This is a genomic window from Synechococcus sp. R5-13 (genome assembly GCF_047462015.1).
Lineage (GTDB): Bacteria > Cyanobacteriota > Cyanobacteriia > Thermostichales > Thermostichaceae > Thermostichus.
In genome coordinates, this window is sequence record NZ_JANSIL010000112.1 from 1 (window position 1) to 16149 (window position 16149).

Below are 16149 nucleotides of genomic sequence, written 5' to 3' on the forward strand. Positions count from 1 at the left end.
TTTTGCCAAACCGCCTAAAGCTCAGTAAATTCAGCAAAGTTCAGGGTTTTGGGGGTTAGAGGCATGCTCCACGGTGCCGCCCCAGCGTTCCGCGCCGCTGCCACAACCACCACCTCCAGGCAAAGGGAGAGAGGAGCAATTGGGAAGTGTCTTAATCTAACTTGAAACGACTGTGACCCCGCTCTACTTCTCGGAGCTGAGCGCTGTCCCCACCTTCTCCATCAAGTCGTCCAGTTCGCTGTAGTCCGGCAGAGTCGTGTCGATGGCCTGCCCCTGACGCAACACCACCCGGTCATGCTGGGGACGGGAAAGCAGCTCATCAAAGCCACGTCCTTTGAACAGCACCAGATCTGCCGGCAGCCCCACCCCAATTTGCCCTCGCTCGGTCAAGCCCATGATGCGGGCAGGGGTGGTGGTAATCGCCTGTGGCCAATCCCCATAGGGGGTATCCAGGTGCAAAATGCGGGTGGCCTCCCGGAACACCTCCAGGCCGTCGTGATCCCCAAAGCCATAAAAGGGATCCCGGCAATTATCGCTGGCTATCATCACCGGCACGCCCAAAGCCTTCAGCTCATGCAACAGCGTCACTCCCCGCCAGCGGGGGGTATGGCCGGGGTTACGGGCTTGCAAATATAGGTTACACATGGGCAGGCTGACCACGGCAATTCCCGCCTCTCTGACCAAGGCCATAGTCTTGTGGGCCACCTCCGGCGGTTGCACGGCCAGGCTACAGCAATGGCCACACACCACCTGATGGGGAAAATCGTTGCGCAAGGCCGCCGCTGCTACGTGTCTCAATGTGAGGGATCCCGGATCATCCGTCTCATCCGTATGAAAGTCCAGAGCCAAGCCCCGCTCCTTGGCCAGGGCAAACACCCGATCCAATTGCCGATCCAGTTCCGGCCCCATCGCCGCCACCCCACCCAGGATCCCGCCCACTTCCGCCACCTTGTCCGCCAGCTTTTCCCCTGCAGGGGTGAGAAAGGTATCCAAGCTCAGAAGCGTGACCGCCTGGAGTTCCAGCTTGCCCGCCCACTCTCGGCGCAACTGGACAAACACCTCCCAGTTGGCCCCCATAACTTGAGGGTTCTCACAGGCCAGATGGGTGCGCACTGCCTGGGATCCATGGGCATAGCTGCAGCGCAAACCAAAGCTGAAGCGACGGTAGAGATCCTCCCGAAACTGCTCCGGATCCCCGTCATAGGCTTGCTTCATCTTCACCCAATCTTCCTGGCCGGCCTGCCTCGCCCCGGCAAAGGTACCATCGGGATTGGGGGTGCGCGGCCACACATGTCCCTTGTCCAGGTGGGTATGGATGTCCACAAAACACGGCCACACTTGGCCCCGCCTTAGATCCACGCTGGGGATCCCCTGGGGCGGGATCCCTGTTGCCGCCTGGATTTGGCGGATCTGCCCCCCTTCGATTTCCAGATCCAGCAACACCAGGTTATCGCGGTTGGGAACAGCTCCTGGCACCGCCTCCTTCAGTATCGACAGGGGAACCTGAGCATTCAGCAGCCAGTAGTGGGCAACGCCGGGGATCTGCATGGCGGGCAACGAAAAAAGCAGCTCTCCATCGTAAAGGGATCCCGGCCTATCCAGATGAATCCAGTGCTACAGCAGCTAGGCAAACTGGCCCACCACCTGCATGGCAAAACTGAGCAAAATGAAGGCCAGCCAGGGGGAAAAGTCCAAGCCGCCAATGGGGGGGATGATGCCGCGGAACAGGTTGAGATAGGGATCGGTGAGTTGGCTGAGCACCGACAGGATGGGGTTAGACCAGTTCAGTTGCGGGAACCAGCTCAGCAAAATCCGCACGATCAGCAGAGCATTGTAAATGACGATGAACTGGTAAAGGGAGCGGAACAGCAACGACCCGGCAGTGCCGTAGACCAACCCCAGGGAGAGGCCGTCCACCCAAGCGAGAGGAGACAACAAGTGACTGAGCATCATGGTTGGGAAAAGTAGGGAAACAACTCGATCAACTCAACATCCATTAAGCTGAAGCACCTTCGCCAGAGGCAGACCTGGCCCAGGATCGCAACTCAGCCGAGAGAGGATGGCAGAACCTAGAGAGGAAAGCCGCTGCCGCCTCTAGTTTGGCATGGACAGGGATCCCCTGCTCAAGGCTTTTCCTCAACAGCCCTGGAAGAGGTTTCCTTGACGAGCAATTGCGTGCGCATGGCCTGAATCGCCTCGTTTAACTCGGCAATCTTGGCCTCTAGAGTGCGGCGGGCTTGAGCAATGCGTTCTGCCTCATTTTCCCACTTCCTCCAGTCGCTGGACATGGCGGGCTCACCTGAAGCACTGAGGCGCGGTCGTTCAGGGGCTACCGAGGTGCCGTTGAGGCGATCCGGATCCCGGCGTTGGCCTTCGGCGGATCCCTTTCTGAGTCGAGGGGCAAGCACAAACCCAATGACCCCGCCGATGATCCCTCCCAACAGGGCGCCGGTCACTACACCCGCAATGAAATCACCTTTCTGATCTGCCACGCTTTTGTCCAGCTCAATAACAATAAACTTGAGTCATCTTCTTCCGTTCTACCTTTCCTGTCCCACTCCTGCCAGCAAATCCGACCAAGGTTGAGGTAGCCGCCAGCGGCTGAGATGTTCCAGATGGGCTTGCACCTGCTCCCTCAACTCGGCAAGCGTGTGTTGCAGATCGCCGGTCGAGGGTAGGGATCTCAGCGTTGCCTGCCAGAGGTAAGCTGGGGAAAGTTCAGGGCTGAGCAACTGCCACAAACGCTGCAGCTCCTCAAAGTGAAGGCGATCATCTTCTGTGAGGGAAAGCACCAACTGGCGACGCAGATCGCGGGCCTCTTCCGACATCAGGTAGCGCAAACCCGTTTGGGCGGTGGGTAACCAATCCAATCCCCCATCGCTGCGGGCAATTTGAATCAGGTTCTCCAGGCGGTTCCAGCGGAACTTACCATCCTTGATCAACACTTGCAGCAGCCGTTGGCGAATACGCGGCGATTCATCCGTCAGCAGGCGCTTGGCCACATAGGGATAGGCCACACCGACGATGCGGAACTGGGGATAGAGGCTGAGGGCTACTCCCTCTTGGGTGACCAAAGAGCGGATCACCAGAGCAAAGTGGGAGGGCACCTGAAAGGGGTAGCGGTACATCAAGTCGGAGAACTGATCTGTGGCCGTTTTGAAGTTAAAGTTGACCACCTCTTGGGTCAGCACGTCTGCCAATACCTTTTCCAAGGCGCGGATCAGCTCTTGGCGGCTGACATCCGGCTGCAAAAAACCCAAGTGAACAAAGTCATCGATCAGGGCGTTGTAGTCGCGATCCACCAGGTGAACCAGAGCATCCACCAAGTACTCCTTCATTTCCTCGGTAAGCTGATCCATCATGCCGAAATCGATGTAGGCCATACGGCCATCGGTGAGGGCGAACAAGTTACCTGGGTGGGGATCCGCGTGGAAAAAGCCGTATTCCAGCAATTGCTTGAGGGCAGCAACCACCCCGATGCGCACCAATTGTTTCACTTCCAGGTTGGCTGCTCGAATGCGCTCCACATCCGTCAGCTTGATGCCGTCGATCCACTCCAGGGTCAGAACCCGGCGGCTGCTGTAGGCCCAAAAGATGCGCGGCACGTACACATCCGGATCGTCGCGGAAGTATTCGGCGAAGCGCTCGCAGTTTCGCCCTTCGTGCAGGTAGTCGATCTCTTCAAAAAGCTTGCGGCCAAACTCATCCACCACCGCCGTCAAAGTACTGCCCAGGTTTAAGGGCAGCCAGGGGCCCAGCCATGTCGAGGCCCAGCGAATCAGGTACAGATCCAGGCTCAACTGCTCTTGCAGATGGGGTCGCTGCACCTTCACCGCCACCCATTCGCCGCTGTGCAACTGCGCTTTGTAAACCTGCCCCAGGCTGGCGGCGGCCACCGGCTCTGGAGAGATCTGGGCAAAGATCTCGGCAATCGGACGGCCCAACTCGGATTCGATGCGGGCAAATGCTTGCTCGGAAGGAAATGGCGGCAGTTGATCTTGCAGTTGGGTGAGTTCTTCTAGGTAGTCTTTGCGCACCAGATCGGGGCGGGTGGAGAGGGCCTGCCCCACCTTGATGAACGTTGGCCCCAGGTCGGTGAGCAGCTTTCGCAACTGCACCGAGCGCCGTCCCACATTGCGATCAGTGTGTCCCCACAGTTGATCCCAGCGCAAACAGAGGACAAACCACAAGAAAGGCCAGAGAATGGCCAGCGCCCGACCAATCACTTGGGGCAGGCGCCAGCGGTAATAACGGCAGATCAATTGCGGATCGTAAACTTCCAAAGCGGCAACGGATGAAATTCTACTAAACACACTCCAGCGATCTCACAGTCTTTTGTTTTAAAGCTCTCGGTATCCATCTTAACAGAAAAAGCCTCGCCGTTTCTGCGCAAGGGCCTGTCAGCCCCATCCTGCCCCCTTCTCGGCCAGGGCCGGCCTGTTTCCCCCTCAAATGATGGTGTTGTCCGGGATCACCGAGTCTTTGATGATGGTGACGATGCCATTGCTGATCCAGATCCCCTCCTCTTCCCGCTGCGCTTCGGTGACGTGATCCTTGTTGAGGATGCGGACATTGCGCCCAATGCGGGCATTCTTATCCACGATGGCGTTGACAATGTGGGAGTTGGCCCCGATGCCCACCGGTGGGATCCCTTCCTCCAGCCTGGCCTGTCGCTCTTCTGCCGACTCGTAGTAATCGGCTCCCATTACCAGGGTGTTTTCCACAATGGTGTTGGCCTCCAAGCGGCTGCGAATGCCGATGATGGAGTTGCGAATTTGGGCGTTTTTGATGATGCAACCATCGGCGATCATGGAGTTGACAATCTGGGAGTCGAGGATTTTGTTGGGGGGCAAAAAGCGCGGGCGGGTGTAGATGGGCATTTCGCTGTCGAAGAAGCTGAAGGGCGGGTTGGGCTGCTGCACCAGTGCCAGGTTGGCCCGGTAAAAAGCCTCGATGGTGCCGATGTCTTCCCAGTAACCCTTGAAGAGGTAGGCTTGCAGATGGTACTTGCCGATGGCTGCCGGCAGCACCTCTTTGCCAAAGTCGGTGTGCTCCTTGACTTTGAGCATCTCGATGAGGGCTTCCCGCCTGAACACGTAAATCCCCATAGAGGCAATGTAGGGTTTGGCTTTGGCCTCTTCCGGGCTGAGGCCGAGGGCTTGGGTGTCCACCTGGCAGGCTTTCAGCAGATCTCCTGTTGGCTTTTCCTTGAAATCCACAATGCGACCGTTCTCGCCAAGCTTGAGCAAGCCAAAACCCGAGGCCACTTTTTCTTCACAGGGGAGCACCGCCAGCGTCACATCGGCCCCAACCTGCCGGTGATGGTGGATGAAGGGGCGGTAGTCCATGCGGTAGAGGTGATCCCCAGATAGGATGAGGAAGTCCCGCGGCTTCCAGGAGTCCATCAGCCAGAGGTATTGGCGGACAGCATCGGCGGTGCCTTGGAACCAATCGGGATTGTCAGGGGTTTGTTGGGCCGCCAAAACGTCCACAAAGCCGCCTGTGAAGGGGGACAAGCGGTAGGTGTTGACGATGTGGCGGTTTAGAGAGGCAGAGTTGAACTGGGTGAGGACGTAGATTTTTTCGATGTCGGAGTTGATGCAGTTGCTGACCGGGATGTCGATGAGGCGGTATTTGCCGGCCAGGGGCACAGCGGGTTTGGCGCGGCGCTTGGTCAGGGGATAAAGTCGGGTGCCACGCCCACCTCCCAAGATGATCGCCAGTACATCGCGCATGGTTGTCCTCCACCAGGCTACACCCAATAGCATAGACTGCTGCGGGGCCACCTCAACGACTGTCCTGTTCAATCTGGCCAAGCTGCTCGGGAAGGGGAACAAGTTGGCAAGACAGAATGCAGGGAGAGCTGATGGCGCGCATCCTGGCCTTTACCAACAACAAAGGGGGCACTGGCAAGTCCACCCTCTGCGTCCACGCGGCTCAGTTGACGGCCCAACGGGGATACCGAGTTTTGCTCATCGATCTCACGTCCCAGGCCACCGCCAGCAACCTTTACCTGGAAGGGGCCGGATCCCTGGCGGCACTGGAAACGGCTTGGGCCAGCTTACACCCGCAGCACCAACGTCCTCTGGAAGAGGTGATCTACTGCACGGACAAGGGAGTGGATGTGGCGCCCTCCCACAGCACCATGGCGGAAGTGGCGGCCCAACTGGCTGCTGCCGGAGAGACGGGTCAGGATCTGTTGCAGCGCCAACTGGATCCCTTGCTGCCGGACTACGACTTCATCTTTCTCGATACGCCGGGAGAACTGAATGCCCTCACCGCCAATGCCCTGCGGGTGGCCCAGCGGGTGTTGATCCCGACACGGCTCAACCGCGCCGATTTCTCCTGCACGGAAGTAACCTTGCGCTACATTGAGGCCCTGAAAGGCCAGCTCAGCCACGCCCGCGCCATTTTGACAATGCTGGATGACCGCTATCTGCCGGGGGGCATTTGGTCGGGATCCCATACCGGGCAATTGTATGTGCAAGCGCAACAGATTTTTGCGGATGTGCTTTCACCCGTTACCATTCCAGATAGCAGCGATTTGCGCATCGCCTTTGACTACGGCTTGACGGTGATGGACTATCGGCCTGGGTCGGCGGTGTGTCAGCGGCTGCTGCAGTTTGTTGAACGCGAGGTGCTCTTGTGACTGGATCTGACCGCAGCCTCTTTCCTTCGTCGGGGGAAACTTCCCGCCGCTCCGGCGGAATTCGGCGCAAGGCCGGTGCTAAAACCAGTTCAGAGCCCACCTCCGCAGAGTCTACTCCCACAGGCGAGGAGCCGACAACGATGTCTTCTCAGTCTCCCCCAGAACCAACCCCAGAATTGCCGGAAATTGCAGCCCTCAAAAGCCAACTGGCCGAAGCTCAACAACTCTTGCAAGACTACCAAAACAAAGTCTCTACCCTGCAAGCTCAATTGCAGCAGGTTACTGCCCATCGGGACGAATTGCAAAAGGCGCTGGCGCAGTTGCAAGCGGTTGCGGACGAGCGGGCCAAAACCATCCAGGAGTTACGGAAACCCAAAGAGCAAGCCCCCATCATTCAGCCCAAACCCCAATCCTCGCCTCTGCACGCGCAAAAGAAGATCATGAATCGGCCCATCTTCGACAATGTATCAGCCACCGATGAAAGCATGCCCCCCTATTTGTTGGATTAACCGGGATGGAAGGGATCCCTAAGGGCGTGATTTGGATGGGGTCTCCACCTGTTCTGCTCCCGCCTGCTTTCAGCCCGACCTGTGCTTTCTTCCCCACTTTCTGGGGATCTGGGATCCGATAGTTGGATATTGGATTTGGACAACCGTCGTTCTCGCTGCCCTTCTCATGAGCCAATCTCCATCGACTCTCCCTTCTGGTGATGCCATTCCGCCCCACGGGGGCACCCTGATCAACTGCATTGCCCCGCCTGAGCAGGCGCAGGAGCTGCGTTCCAAAGCCGAACATTGCCCCATTCTTTATCTCGACGAGCGGGCCCAATCGGATCTGGAGATGATCGCTATCGGGGGCTTCAGCCCACTGACGGGGTTTATGGGGCGGGAAGACTACCAGGCCGTCCTGGAAACGATGCACCTGGCCAATGGCTTGGCTTGGTCGCTGCCGGTCACCCTGCCGGTCTCCTCGGAAGTGGCAGCGGGTCTGAAAGAGGGGCAAATGATCGCCTTGGCCAGTGCCGAGGGCAAGATCCTGGGCTTACTGGAGCTGACCGAGAAGTTCACCTACGATAAAACCCGCGAAGCCCGGCAAGTTTATCGCACCACCGATGAGCAACATCCAGGGGTAAAGGTGCTCTACGAGCAGGGATCCGTCTATTTGGCCGGCCCCGTCACCCTCCTGCAGCGGGATCCCCACCCTCTTTTTCCGGCCTACCAGATTGACCCGGCCCAATCGCGGCAACTGTTTCGGGAAAGAGGCTGGAGAACCATTGTAGGCTTCCAAACCCGCAACCCCATCCACCGCGCCCATGAATACATCCAAAAATGTGCCTTGGAGATTGTGGACGGGCTATTTTTGCACCCGCTGGTGGGGGCTACCAAAAGCGACGACATTCCCGCCGATGTGCGTATGCGCTGCTACGAGGTGTTGATCGAAAAGTACTACCCCAAGGAGCGGGTGATCTTGGCCATCAACCCTGCGTCGATGCGCTACGCCGGCCCCCGCGAGGCTATTTTCCATGCTCTCATTCGCAAAAACTATGGCTGTACCCATTTCATTGTGGGGCGGGATCACGCCGGGGTGGGGAACTACTACGGTACCTACGATGCCCAACACATTTTCGATGAGTTCCAGCCGGGGGAGCTGGGCATCATTCCCTTGAAGTTTGAACATGCTTTCTATTGCACCGTCACCGGCACCATGGCCACGGCCAAGACCAGCCCCAGCCAGCCTCACCAGCGCATTCACCTCTCAGGTACCAAGGTGCGGGAAATGCTGCGCCGCGGTGAAGTGCCCCCGCCGGAGTTTTCTCGACCAGAAGTGGCCCGGCTGCTGGCCGAAGCCATGCGAGAGCGGGGTTAACCCTGGGAATCTCCCTAAGTGGCAGTCAAAAAGGGCCTGGGACAGACCAGACCCTCTGTATTGAAAGTTGTATTGAAAAAAGTTGTATTGAAAGTTGAACTTGAACCAGATTCCAGTCGAGTATCAGGCCGGCTCCGCTAGATTGATTGTCGGGTTGCGGTCGAAGAAGCCCCAAGGTACCAGCCTAAAGCCCGTTCTGTGTACAGGCATGACGGGCCAATCCTCTGGGCGCGGCACATGGGAAACGCCCAAGGAATACCAAACCACCAGATCCTCCCCTTCTAGAGGTTGGTCGTCGCTCACCCACTTCGGCAATCCTTCTCCAGGCCCGCTTTGGTTGGGATAAGGGCCAGCAGCATACAGTTCGCCGGGCTGGTAGTGGGTAGCCCAGAAGTGGTGGGTGGCAAATCCGGCCCGCTCCCGCACGTTGGATCCCTCGACCGGCAGGAACATGGCATTGGGGCCGGGCATGAGGGCGTAGCCGGTAGGAGCGCCGAGGGCGTTGGTCTTGCTGCTGGAGACGATGACCCACTTACGGCTGCTGGCCATGTTCAAGTCCCGTACGGCCTCTTTTTCGCTGAGCAAATGCTTCTCCTCCATGATGAAGGCGTTGCCTGCCGGGTTGTCGGGGCTTTGGGGCAGGGGCTTGAGGTTCATCTCCATAACGGCATTGTCGGTGCCATCCACATCCATATCCAGCCGGAAGCTGAAGTAGTGCTGGTGGTTGGTACCGCCCACATTGGGTGCCATCAGGGGGGCAAAGGGATCCGCGTCAGCAGTCGTCACAGCATCTGTACCCTTGGCCAAGACGATTCCGGTCAGATCTGCCTGCACTTCAAAGGTGCCATCCTGGTGAAACACCCAGCTAATGCCGTAGTCGTAATTGCCGATGGCGGCGGTCATGGTCATGACCAACTCACGGCTGCGGCGCACATCGTTGCGCTTTGTGTTGTACTCGTAGTGCTTCCAGAGCATGCCGTTATCCCGCTCGTAGAGGCCAATCACCCCCGGCATCACGTAGGGCTCCCCATCGTTGTCGGCAAAGACGGCATCCAGCAACAGGCCGTTCTCCGGTACCTCCTTGCCCAGCTCCATGGTGTTGGCGAGCAAGCCAAAGTTGTATTCCCCCACATCAAAGGCGTTGCGGAAATACCAGGTTTCATCGGGATCCCCGTAGGGCACCACCATCTCCGAGAGGCTCACCCGGTAGAACACAGGCCGTTCTTCTTCTCCCTCTTGGTAGCGAGCAGTGTAGAGCACCAATCCCTCGCGCGGGTGCATCAGGTAGCGGAACTTCCAGCCTTGCCAGGTGATCTCGTTACCCTTGATGTCGTAGCTGGCGCCCTCGGGGTGGGTAATTTTTAGAGGTTTGGGGGCGGGGCGAACGCTGCCCAGAGAAGCGAGGTCGTAGTCAAAGCTCTCTTTGGAGAAGGCCACAAGGGTGTCATCGTCGATCAGCTTTGAGACTTTTCCCGTGTTCAGGTTCACAGTGGCCAAAACCCCTTCAATGGGGGCACCGTAGTAGTTCCAGTTGTCGCCTTTGTAGTAGGAAATGCCGCGACAGAAGCGATTTCCGGAGGCTTTTTCCTCTTCGCTCAAGTTGCCCGGCGCCCAACAATCCACAGCCACGCGGTCGAAATCGGTGATCCCCCGCTTGCGCATTGCCTCTTGCCAGCCGGGATCCGCCTTCACCACTTCTGCGGCCAACCCAAACTCGCTGCTCACCATCGCCGGTTGCACACCGGTCACTTCCGTCCAGCTAACCAGCTTGTTTTCCATCAGGTCGACAATGGCTTCGTGGGTGCGGTTGGCCTTCGGTTCGTAAACGATGGCAAAAGCTTCTCGGCGAAAGGGATCCCCCGGCTGAAAGCTGAGCACCTCGGCTTTGTCGGGCTCCCGCAGATCGATCAGCACAAAGGTGGCATCCTCGGCCAAGTTCTCGGCCTTGCGGATAACGCTGGCCGTCATTTTAATTTCCTCGGCAGTCAGGGGATCCAGCGGGTGAGAGGCCTTGGGGGATCCCGGCGAACTGGCGATGGTCAGAGCTACAATACCGACGCCAAATACAACTGTGATAACCAATATCTTTAGCCAACGTGGCCACTGCCGCCCAATGTTCAACATGGATAAACCCCCTTTTGGGTATGCGGATGGGGTGAGGATTGCCGGCCAAGCCCACCCCTCTAAAGTGGCCTCATTTAAGCATATGGACGGGGTTACAAGTGCATCCAACGCTACCAAGTCCGCTGCCGGCCTCTGCCTTATCCCATAAAAAACCCCACGCCAAAGGCATGGGGAGAATGCATGACGGGAATCCGGCTCTCCTACACCCTGAGGTCAAAAAGCCCTGAATAGGTGGCAACAGCCCTCATCCCGCTTCAAACCAGAGTTGTTCGGGATCCACATAATAGCAGCGGGCATTGTCCGCACAGATCAGCGCCCAGCCGTTTTGGTCGGCCTCGACCAAAGTATACTCACACTGGGGAATGAAATAGCCTTGGTGGTTTCGGGTATCGCTCTTAACCCAAACGGTCTGACGGTTCATCTTAAAGTTCCTCCCATCTGCAGTCAAAGGGGTCAAAAAAGTGAGGTTGGAAAACGGGACTCGATTCAGTGGCTATGGAAGCGGCGGCAGTGCAACACCACTGCAATATAATGAAGTGCAGCCACCGCCGAGCTAAGCATCTCGCGCCAGCCCGGAGTTCAATCTCATCAATCAACTGAGGCCGGGGAAGAGAAGCGACGAGAGCTAACCCCTATCGATAAATGGATCCCATATTGCTATTGGGTACAAGAAGTTTAGCACCAACTCCATGAGAACATTGCTAAGAGTTGTAGATTAAAATAAAAAGCTCTAGATTTTCCTAAAGTCTTGTTGCAAAACAAGGAATAGGGTCACTTAATCTTCTTCAAAGAGCCAGTTGTAAATCTTGCTCAAGTGGGGCCAAGCAGGACGGCGGTTCCCTCCCTCTTGCAGGTTGGATTTGACACCCTCAATCTGCTCGGGATCCCGTGCCAAGATTTGCTTAATGGCCTCCACCTGCTGGCGTACCCCGGTTTTTTTCAGCTCCAGCATGGCTAGGGTCAGATTCACACGGGGCTGGGCATCCACCGGATCCAACTTCACAGCAGTCTGGGCGGCCTTCAGAGCTTTTCCCGCCTGCCCCTCCAGAAGGTAGAGCCAGGACAAGCACGTCCAAGCCGCCGCCGCCTTTGGGGATCCCTTACAGATCGACTCAAAAGAGGGAATTAACGTCTTGGCCGCTTCCCCGGATTCATAGCGCCGAATCCCTTCCTGAAATAATTCTTCAATTTTTTGGCTCATCTCCCTCAATCCAGCACATTAGCTTATTGACAAAATCGACGATCTATGCATGTAAAGTCGCTCTCGCCTGCTCGCTCATCTGTTGTAGCGCACTGCCGCTGGGGAGAGGGATCCCTTCTCCTTCAGCCAGCCAGAGCCAATACTCGATATTGCCGGCAGGGCCAGTGATGGGCGACCACGTGTAGCCTTGCACCTGCCAGCCCTGGGCCACGGCCGAGCGCATCACCGTCTCCAGCACGCGGGCATGGACAACCGGATCCCGTACCACCCCCTTTTTACCCACCTGGTCTCGGCCCGCCTCAAACTGGGGCTTCACCAGCAACAGCGCCTCCCGTGGGAAACGCAACAGGTTCCACAGCGGAGCTAGCACCTTAGTCAGGGAAATAAAAGACAGGTCTACCACCGCCAAATCCGGCCAGCTCTGGGGAGGTGCCTCGCTTCCGTACAGATCCTCCGGCTGCAGATGGCGCAAGTTGGCCCGCTCCTTTAGGATCACCCGCGCATCCGTTCGCAAAGACCAGGCCAGTTGCCCATAGCCCACATCCACTCCGTAGACCCGCTGGGCTCCCCGTTTCAACAAGCAGTCTGTAAAACCTCCTGTGGAAATGCCCGCATCCAAACAAATACGACCCTGCACCTGAACAGGAAAAGTTTGCAGCGCCCCCTGTAGCTTTTCTCCCCCCCGTGAGACAAAAGCAGGCCCAGACTGGACTTGCACCGCTGGATCCCCGCTCACCCAGGTTCCAGGCTTTTCCGCCCGCACCCCATTTAGAAAGACTTCTCCTGCCAAAATGGAGCGTTGCGCTTGCTGGCGTGAGGAAAAATATCCGCGCTCCACCAACCAGCTATCCAGACGCACCCGCTTGGCCATCTCGCCGGTGCCTCACCTTGCATAGATCTTCCCGCCCATTAGAATAGGCGAGCGGGATCCCAACTGACCAGAATTGAGGGATCGCCAACAGCAGATTAGCCGAACCGTCCGCTCACGTACTCTTCCGTTTCCCGATGGGCGGGAGAGTTAAAGATTTTCTCAGTGCGGTTAAACTCCACCAGCCGTCCGTAGCGAAACCCCTCTTCGTCGACTTCAGTGTTGAAGAAGGCGGTAAAGTCGGAGACCCGCGCTGCCTGCTGCATGTTGTGGGTAACGATAATGATCGTGTAGCGACGGCCCAGTTCCTTGAGCAACTCCTCAATGCGCAACGTGGAGATTGGATCCAACGAGGCACAGGGCTCGTCCATCAGGATCACCTCTGGTTGGATGGCCAAGGTGCGGGCAATGCAGAGGCGCTGCTGCTGTCCCCCCGAAAGGGAGAGGCCGCTCGTCTTCAACTTGTCTTTCACCTCGTCCCAGAGGACGGCCTGACGCAATGCGCGCTCTACCAGCTCATCCAAGTCTCCTTGGTAGCCGTTGATCCGTGGCCCAAAGGCAATGTTGTCGTAGATGGACTTCGGGAAGGGGTTGGGCTTTTGGAACACCAGGCCAACTCGCCGCCGCACTTCAGCAGGATCTACATCGGGATCGTAGATGTTTTTCCCGTGAAAAATTACGGATCCCTCTACTCTCGCCCCCGGGATCAGATCGTTCATGCGGTTAAAGCAGCGCAGCAAAGTACTCTTGCCGCAGCCGGAAGGGCCAATAAAAGCAGTGATGTGATTCTTGGGAATCTTCAGAGAAACCTGCTTCACCGCCAAATGAGAGCCGTAGTAAACACTGACTGCTTGCGTTTCCAGCTCAACAGTTAACTTGGCAGACTTCTTAGAGGAATCAGGAGTGCCGGGAAATGGAGGGCGCATAGGAATACCAGAGGTAGACGTTGCTTCAGAACCCAAACTCAAAATCGAAGAATAGTGAGGCAAAAATCTCAGAAGAACCAGATCAGATAGTAATGGTTTCCTGACGACGACTCAGCAGCAGCCGGAAACTGATCGTGGTGATCAAAACCAGAATCACCAAAGCCAAGGCTCCTCCCCAAGCAATTTTCTGCTGGTTCTCGAAGGGAACAATGGCAAAGTTGTAGATCAGCACCGCCAACGAGGCTACTGGCTTCAGCAGACCATTAGGCCATAGAAAGCTGAACAGAGCAGTAAAAATTAGAGGTGCAGTCTCCCCAGCTGCTCGGGCAATGGCCAAGGTCACTCCCGTCAGAACGACCGGCAAAGCAGCTGGCAAAACGACCCGAAACACAGTCTGCACCCGCGAAGCTCCCAAGGCGTAGGCGGCAGCCCGAGTGTCCGCCGGCACCAAGCGCAGAGCCTCCTCGCAGGAGAGGATGATGATCGGCAAAGTCAATACCGATAGAGCTACTCCGCCAGAAAGGGCAGAAAAGGTCTTGGTGGAAAGCACCAGCACCCCATAGGCGAACACGCCAGCGATGATGGAAGGAACCCCCGTCAGCACTTTGATAATGAAACGCAGAGATGATGCTGTAGAACTGTTCTGGCCGAACTCCGAGAGATAGATCGCAGCAAATAGACCAATAGGGAAAGTGATTGTAATGGCAATCGATACCACAATGATCGTTCCCAGCACAGCGTTGCCAAAGCCGCCTACCTGATCGCCAGGAGGAGGAGGAAGCTGGGTTAAGGTCTGCCAATTGAAGCGCTCAATGCCATTGACGAAAACATAGTAAAGGATGGAAGCGAGCACAAAAATCGCAAAAATGCTGGAAGCAAAGATCAGGCCTGTCATCACCCAGTCCAGCACGACGCGCTTGGATCTGACTTTGCGTTTGAACAAATTGGCCTGTGCTGCCACTTGTGTCGCCATGTTCCTCTACTCCCGAGAAGCCGTCAAAGCAAACTTGACCTGACGAACCATCAGCTCAGCGATGATGTTGACCACCAGCGTAATGACCAGCAAGATCAAAGCCGCATACATCAGAGCCGAGATCTGCTCGTCGGCTGCTTCTGCAAACTCGCTGGCCAGCAATGCAGGGATGTTGCTGGCAGGGGCCAAAAGCGAGACTCTAATCCCCCGCGCATTGCCAATCAGCATTGCCACCGCCATGGTCTCGCCCAGGGCGCGTCCCAAACCCAGCACCACAGCCCCCAACATACCCCCAATCGCAGCCGGTAGTACCACTCCAAAAATGGCTTCCCATCGCGTAGCCCCCATCGCATAGGCAGCCGCGCGCAGCTCAGGAGGAACAGCCACCAAAACCTCTCTGGCGATGGCCGTGATGATGGGGATGATCATGATCCCCAAGACAACCCCTGCCGTCAGCATCCCCGGCCCAATCGGTGGTGTGCTGAAAATGGGAAGCCAATTGAAGTTCTCGTACAGGAACATCTGAACGGGGCGGAAGAAGGGGATGAAGACAAACAATCCCCAAATGCCGAACACCACACTGGGAATAGCCGCCAACAGCTCAACCACAATGATCAGAGCCAGACGCAAGGACTTCGGAAGAAAATCCTCGCTCAGAAAAATAGAGATGCCAAAGCTAAAAGGAACCCCCACAATCAGAGCGATGAGAGAAGTCACTAGCGTGCCGTAGATCTGTGGCCAGGCCCCATAGATATCCTCGACCGGATCCCAGGTGGTGCTCCAGAAGAAACTCAGTCCAAACTTGCTGATAGCTGGCAAAGACTGAATGCCGATCGCCAGAGCAATCCAGAGCAGCAGGAAGGCCGAGAAAAACACGGCAATCCGCGTAGCCCAGATAAAAACCTGGTCGCGCCGGCGCTGGAAAACCGGCCGAGGCCGAAACATAGAACTGCTGTCAGAAAAAAAGGTATTCATCCGCCTGAAGCCAGAAGTGGTTGGTAAGAGTTTTTACGGGGTAATGCCTTCCAGCGCAGCCAGAGCTTTTTGCCGCGTTTCTTCCGGCAGAGGGACATATCCCAACTGCTCAGCGAAAGCCTGCCCCTCAGTGAGGCCGTAGCGGAGAAACTCTTTAACGGCCTTGGAAGTCTCGGCTTTGGGGTAAACCTTGTAGGCAAGGATCCAGGTGTAGCCCACAATAGGGTAAGAGTCTTCCCCAATAGGATCCGGATCGACCCCCAGCAAACGCTCGTCGAGCTGAATTCTGGCCAGCGCCGCTTTCTCCGTCTCGACGTTGGGAGTTACAAACTTGCCTGCCCGGTTTTCCAGACGGGCAATGTTCAGGTTGTTGAGCTTGGCAAAGCCGAATTCCACGTAGCCAATCGAGCCAGGAATTTGCTTGATCTGCTCGGAAACCCCTTCGTTCCCACGCGCCCCTACGCCGGTTGGCCAGTTTACCGAAGGGCCGCGACCCACCTTTTGCTTCCACTCTGGGCTAATAGCGTTGAGGTGAGTGGTGAAGATATCGGTGGTACCACTTCCATC

Annotated in this window: 16 protein-coding genes; 3 read left to right on the top strand and 13 right to left on the bottom strand. The window is 56.9% G+C overall.

Annotated features, from left to right (window positions below; all coding sequences use genetic code 11):
* Window positions 1–183: 183 nt before the first annotated feature.
* The 5 genes from NW840_RS08935 to NW840_RS08955 form a co-directional block, all read right to left on the bottom strand.
* Entirely contained in the window at window positions 184–1548 is a 1365-nt protein-coding gene (locus tag NW840_RS08935) for a cytosine deaminase (protein ID WP_414343759.1), read from the bottom strand.
* Between the two features lie 75 nt (window positions 1549–1623).
* A complete protein-coding gene (locus tag NW840_RS08940) occupies window positions 1624–1953 on the bottom strand; it encodes a YggT family protein (protein ID WP_414343744.1) in 330 nt (109 codons plus the stop codon).
* Between the two features lie 170 nt (window positions 1954–2123).
* Window positions 2124–2492 carry a hypothetical protein gene (locus tag NW840_RS08945; protein WP_414343745.1) on the bottom strand — a complete coding sequence of 123 codons (369 nt, stop codon included), beginning with the start codon at window positions 2490–2492 and terminating at the stop codon, window positions 2124–2126.
* A gap of 48 nt (window positions 2493–2540) precedes the next feature.
* Complete coding sequence (locus tag NW840_RS08950; protein WP_414343746.1) at window positions 2541–4313, bottom strand: ABC1 kinase family protein; 1773 nt, start codon at window positions 4311–4313, stop codon at window positions 2541–2543.
* A 135-nt stretch (window positions 4314–4448) separates the two neighbouring features.
* Window positions 4449–5735 carry a glucose-1-phosphate adenylyltransferase gene (locus NW840_RS08955; protein ID WP_414343747.1) on the bottom strand — a complete coding sequence of 429 codons (1287 nt, stop codon included), beginning with the start codon at window positions 5733–5735 and terminating at the stop codon, window positions 4449–4451.
* Window positions 5736–5866: 131 nt separating this feature from the next.
* Here NW840_RS08955 and NW840_RS08960 point away from each other — a divergent pair, with 131 nt between their 5' ends.
* The 3 genes from NW840_RS08960 to sat all read left to right on the top strand — a co-directional run bounded on the left by NW840_RS08960 (window position 5867) and on the right by sat (window position 8515).
* Window positions 5867–6649, top strand: a complete 783-nt coding sequence (locus NW840_RS08960; protein ID WP_414343749.1) for a ParA family protein — start codon at window positions 5867–5869, stop codon at window positions 6647–6649.
* Window positions 6650–6789: 140 nt separating this feature from the next.
* Complete coding sequence (locus NW840_RS08965; RefSeq protein ID WP_414329683.1) at window positions 6790–7158, top strand: hypothetical protein; 369 nt, start codon at window positions 6790–6792, stop codon at window positions 7156–7158.
* Window positions 7159–7324: 166 nt separating this feature from the next.
* Window positions 7325–8515 (top strand): sulfate adenylyltransferase, encoded by a 1191-nt coding sequence (gene sat, locus NW840_RS08970; RefSeq protein WP_414343750.1) that lies wholly within the window; start codon window positions 7325–7327, stop codon window positions 8513–8515.
* Between the two features lie 123 nt (window positions 8516–8638).
* Here sat and NW840_RS08975 read toward each other — a convergent pair whose 3' ends face one another.
* The 8 genes from NW840_RS08975 to NW840_RS09010 all read right to left on the bottom strand — a co-directional run.
* Window positions 8639–10639, bottom strand: coding sequence for a primary-amine oxidase (locus NW840_RS08975; RefSeq protein ID WP_414343751.1), 2001 nt, complete (start codon window positions 10637–10639; stop codon window positions 8639–8641).
* Window positions 10640–10883: 244 nt separating this feature from the next.
* Window positions 10884–11060 carry a hypothetical protein gene (locus NW840_RS08980; RefSeq protein ID WP_414332524.1) on the bottom strand — a complete coding sequence of 59 codons (177 nt, stop codon included), beginning with the start codon at window positions 11058–11060 and terminating at the stop codon, window positions 10884–10886.
* Window positions 11061–11414: 354 nt separating this feature from the next.
* Window positions 11415–11840: a hypothetical protein gene (locus tag NW840_RS08985; RefSeq protein WP_414343752.1), complete on the bottom strand. Its 426-nt coding sequence runs from the start codon at window positions 11838–11840 to the stop codon at window positions 11415–11417.
* 43 nt (window positions 11841–11883) lie between these two features.
* Window positions 11884–12711, bottom strand: a complete 828-nt coding sequence (locus NW840_RS08990) for a TlyA family RNA methyltransferase (RefSeq protein ID WP_011432704.1) — start codon at window positions 12709–12711, stop codon at window positions 11884–11886.
* 95 nt (window positions 12712–12806) lie between these two features.
* Window positions 12807–13634: a phosphate ABC transporter ATP-binding protein PstB gene (gene pstB, locus NW840_RS08995; RefSeq protein ID WP_414331406.1), complete on the bottom strand. Its 828-nt coding sequence runs from the start codon at window positions 13632–13634 to the stop codon at window positions 12807–12809.
* A gap of 82 nt (window positions 13635–13716) precedes the next feature.
* Entirely contained in the window at window positions 13717–14607 is an 891-nt protein-coding gene (gene pstA / locus NW840_RS09000; protein ID WP_414343754.1) for a phosphate ABC transporter permease PstA, read from the bottom strand.
* Between the two features lie 6 nt (window positions 14608–14613).
* Window positions 14614–15552, bottom strand: coding sequence for a phosphate ABC transporter permease subunit PstC (pstC, locus tag NW840_RS09005; protein ID WP_414343756.1), 939 nt, complete (start codon window positions 15550–15552; stop codon window positions 14614–14616).
* A 63-nt stretch (window positions 15553–15615) separates the two neighbouring features.
* Window positions 15616–16149 (bottom strand): substrate-binding domain-containing protein (locus tag NW840_RS09010; protein WP_414343757.1); only part of this gene is annotated, 534 nt, incomplete at its 5' end.

Excerpts from the sequence above, each read along its gene's own strand:
- sat (WP_414343750.1), top strand. The coding sequence starts at position 7,325 with ATGAGCCAATCTCCATCGACTCTCCCTTCTGGTGATGCCATTCCGCCC.
- NW840_RS08940 (WP_414343744.1), bottom strand. The coding sequence starts at position 1,953 with ATGATGCTCAGTCACTTGTTGTCTCCTCTCGCTTGGGTGGACGGCCTC.
- NW840_RS08990 (WP_011432704.1), bottom strand. The coding sequence starts at position 12,711 with ATGGCCAAGCGGGTGCGTCTGGATAGCTGGTTGGTGGAGCGCGGATAT.
- pstC (WP_414343756.1), bottom strand. The coding sequence starts at position 15,552 with ATGTTTCGGCCTCGGCCGGTTTTCCAGCGCCGGCGCGACCAGGTTTTT.
- NW840_RS08965 (WP_414329683.1), top strand. The coding sequence starts at position 6,790 with ATGTCTTCTCAGTCTCCCCCAGAACCAACCCCAGAATTGCCGGAAATT.
- NW840_RS08975 (WP_414343751.1), bottom strand. The coding sequence starts at position 10,639 with ATGTTGAACATTGGGCGGCAGTGGCCACGTTGGCTAAAGATATTGGTT.
- pstB (WP_414331406.1), bottom strand. The coding sequence starts at position 13,634 with ATGCGCCCTCCATTTCCCGGCACTCCTGATTCCTCTAAGAAGTCTGCC.
- NW840_RS08935 (WP_414343759.1), bottom strand. The coding sequence starts at position 1,548 with ATGCAGATCCCCGGCGTTGCCCACTACTGGCTGCTGAATGCTCAGGTT.
- NW840_RS08955 (WP_414343747.1), bottom strand. The coding sequence starts at position 5,735 with ATGCGCGATGTACTGGCGATCATCTTGGGAGGTGGGCGTGGCACCCGA.
- pstA (WP_414343754.1), bottom strand. The coding sequence starts at position 14,607 with ATGGCGACACAAGTGGCAGCACAGGCCAATTTGTTCAAACGCAAAGTC.
- NW840_RS08980 (WP_414332524.1), bottom strand. The coding sequence starts at position 11,060 with ATGAACCGTCAGACCGTTTGGGTTAAGAGCGATACCCGAAACCACCAA.
- NW840_RS08985 (WP_414343752.1), bottom strand. The coding sequence starts at position 11,840 with ATGAGCCAAAAAATTGAAGAATTATTTCAGGAAGGGATTCGGCGCTAT.
- NW840_RS08960 (WP_414343749.1), top strand. The coding sequence starts at position 5,867 with ATGGCGCGCATCCTGGCCTTTACCAACAACAAAGGGGGCACTGGCAAG.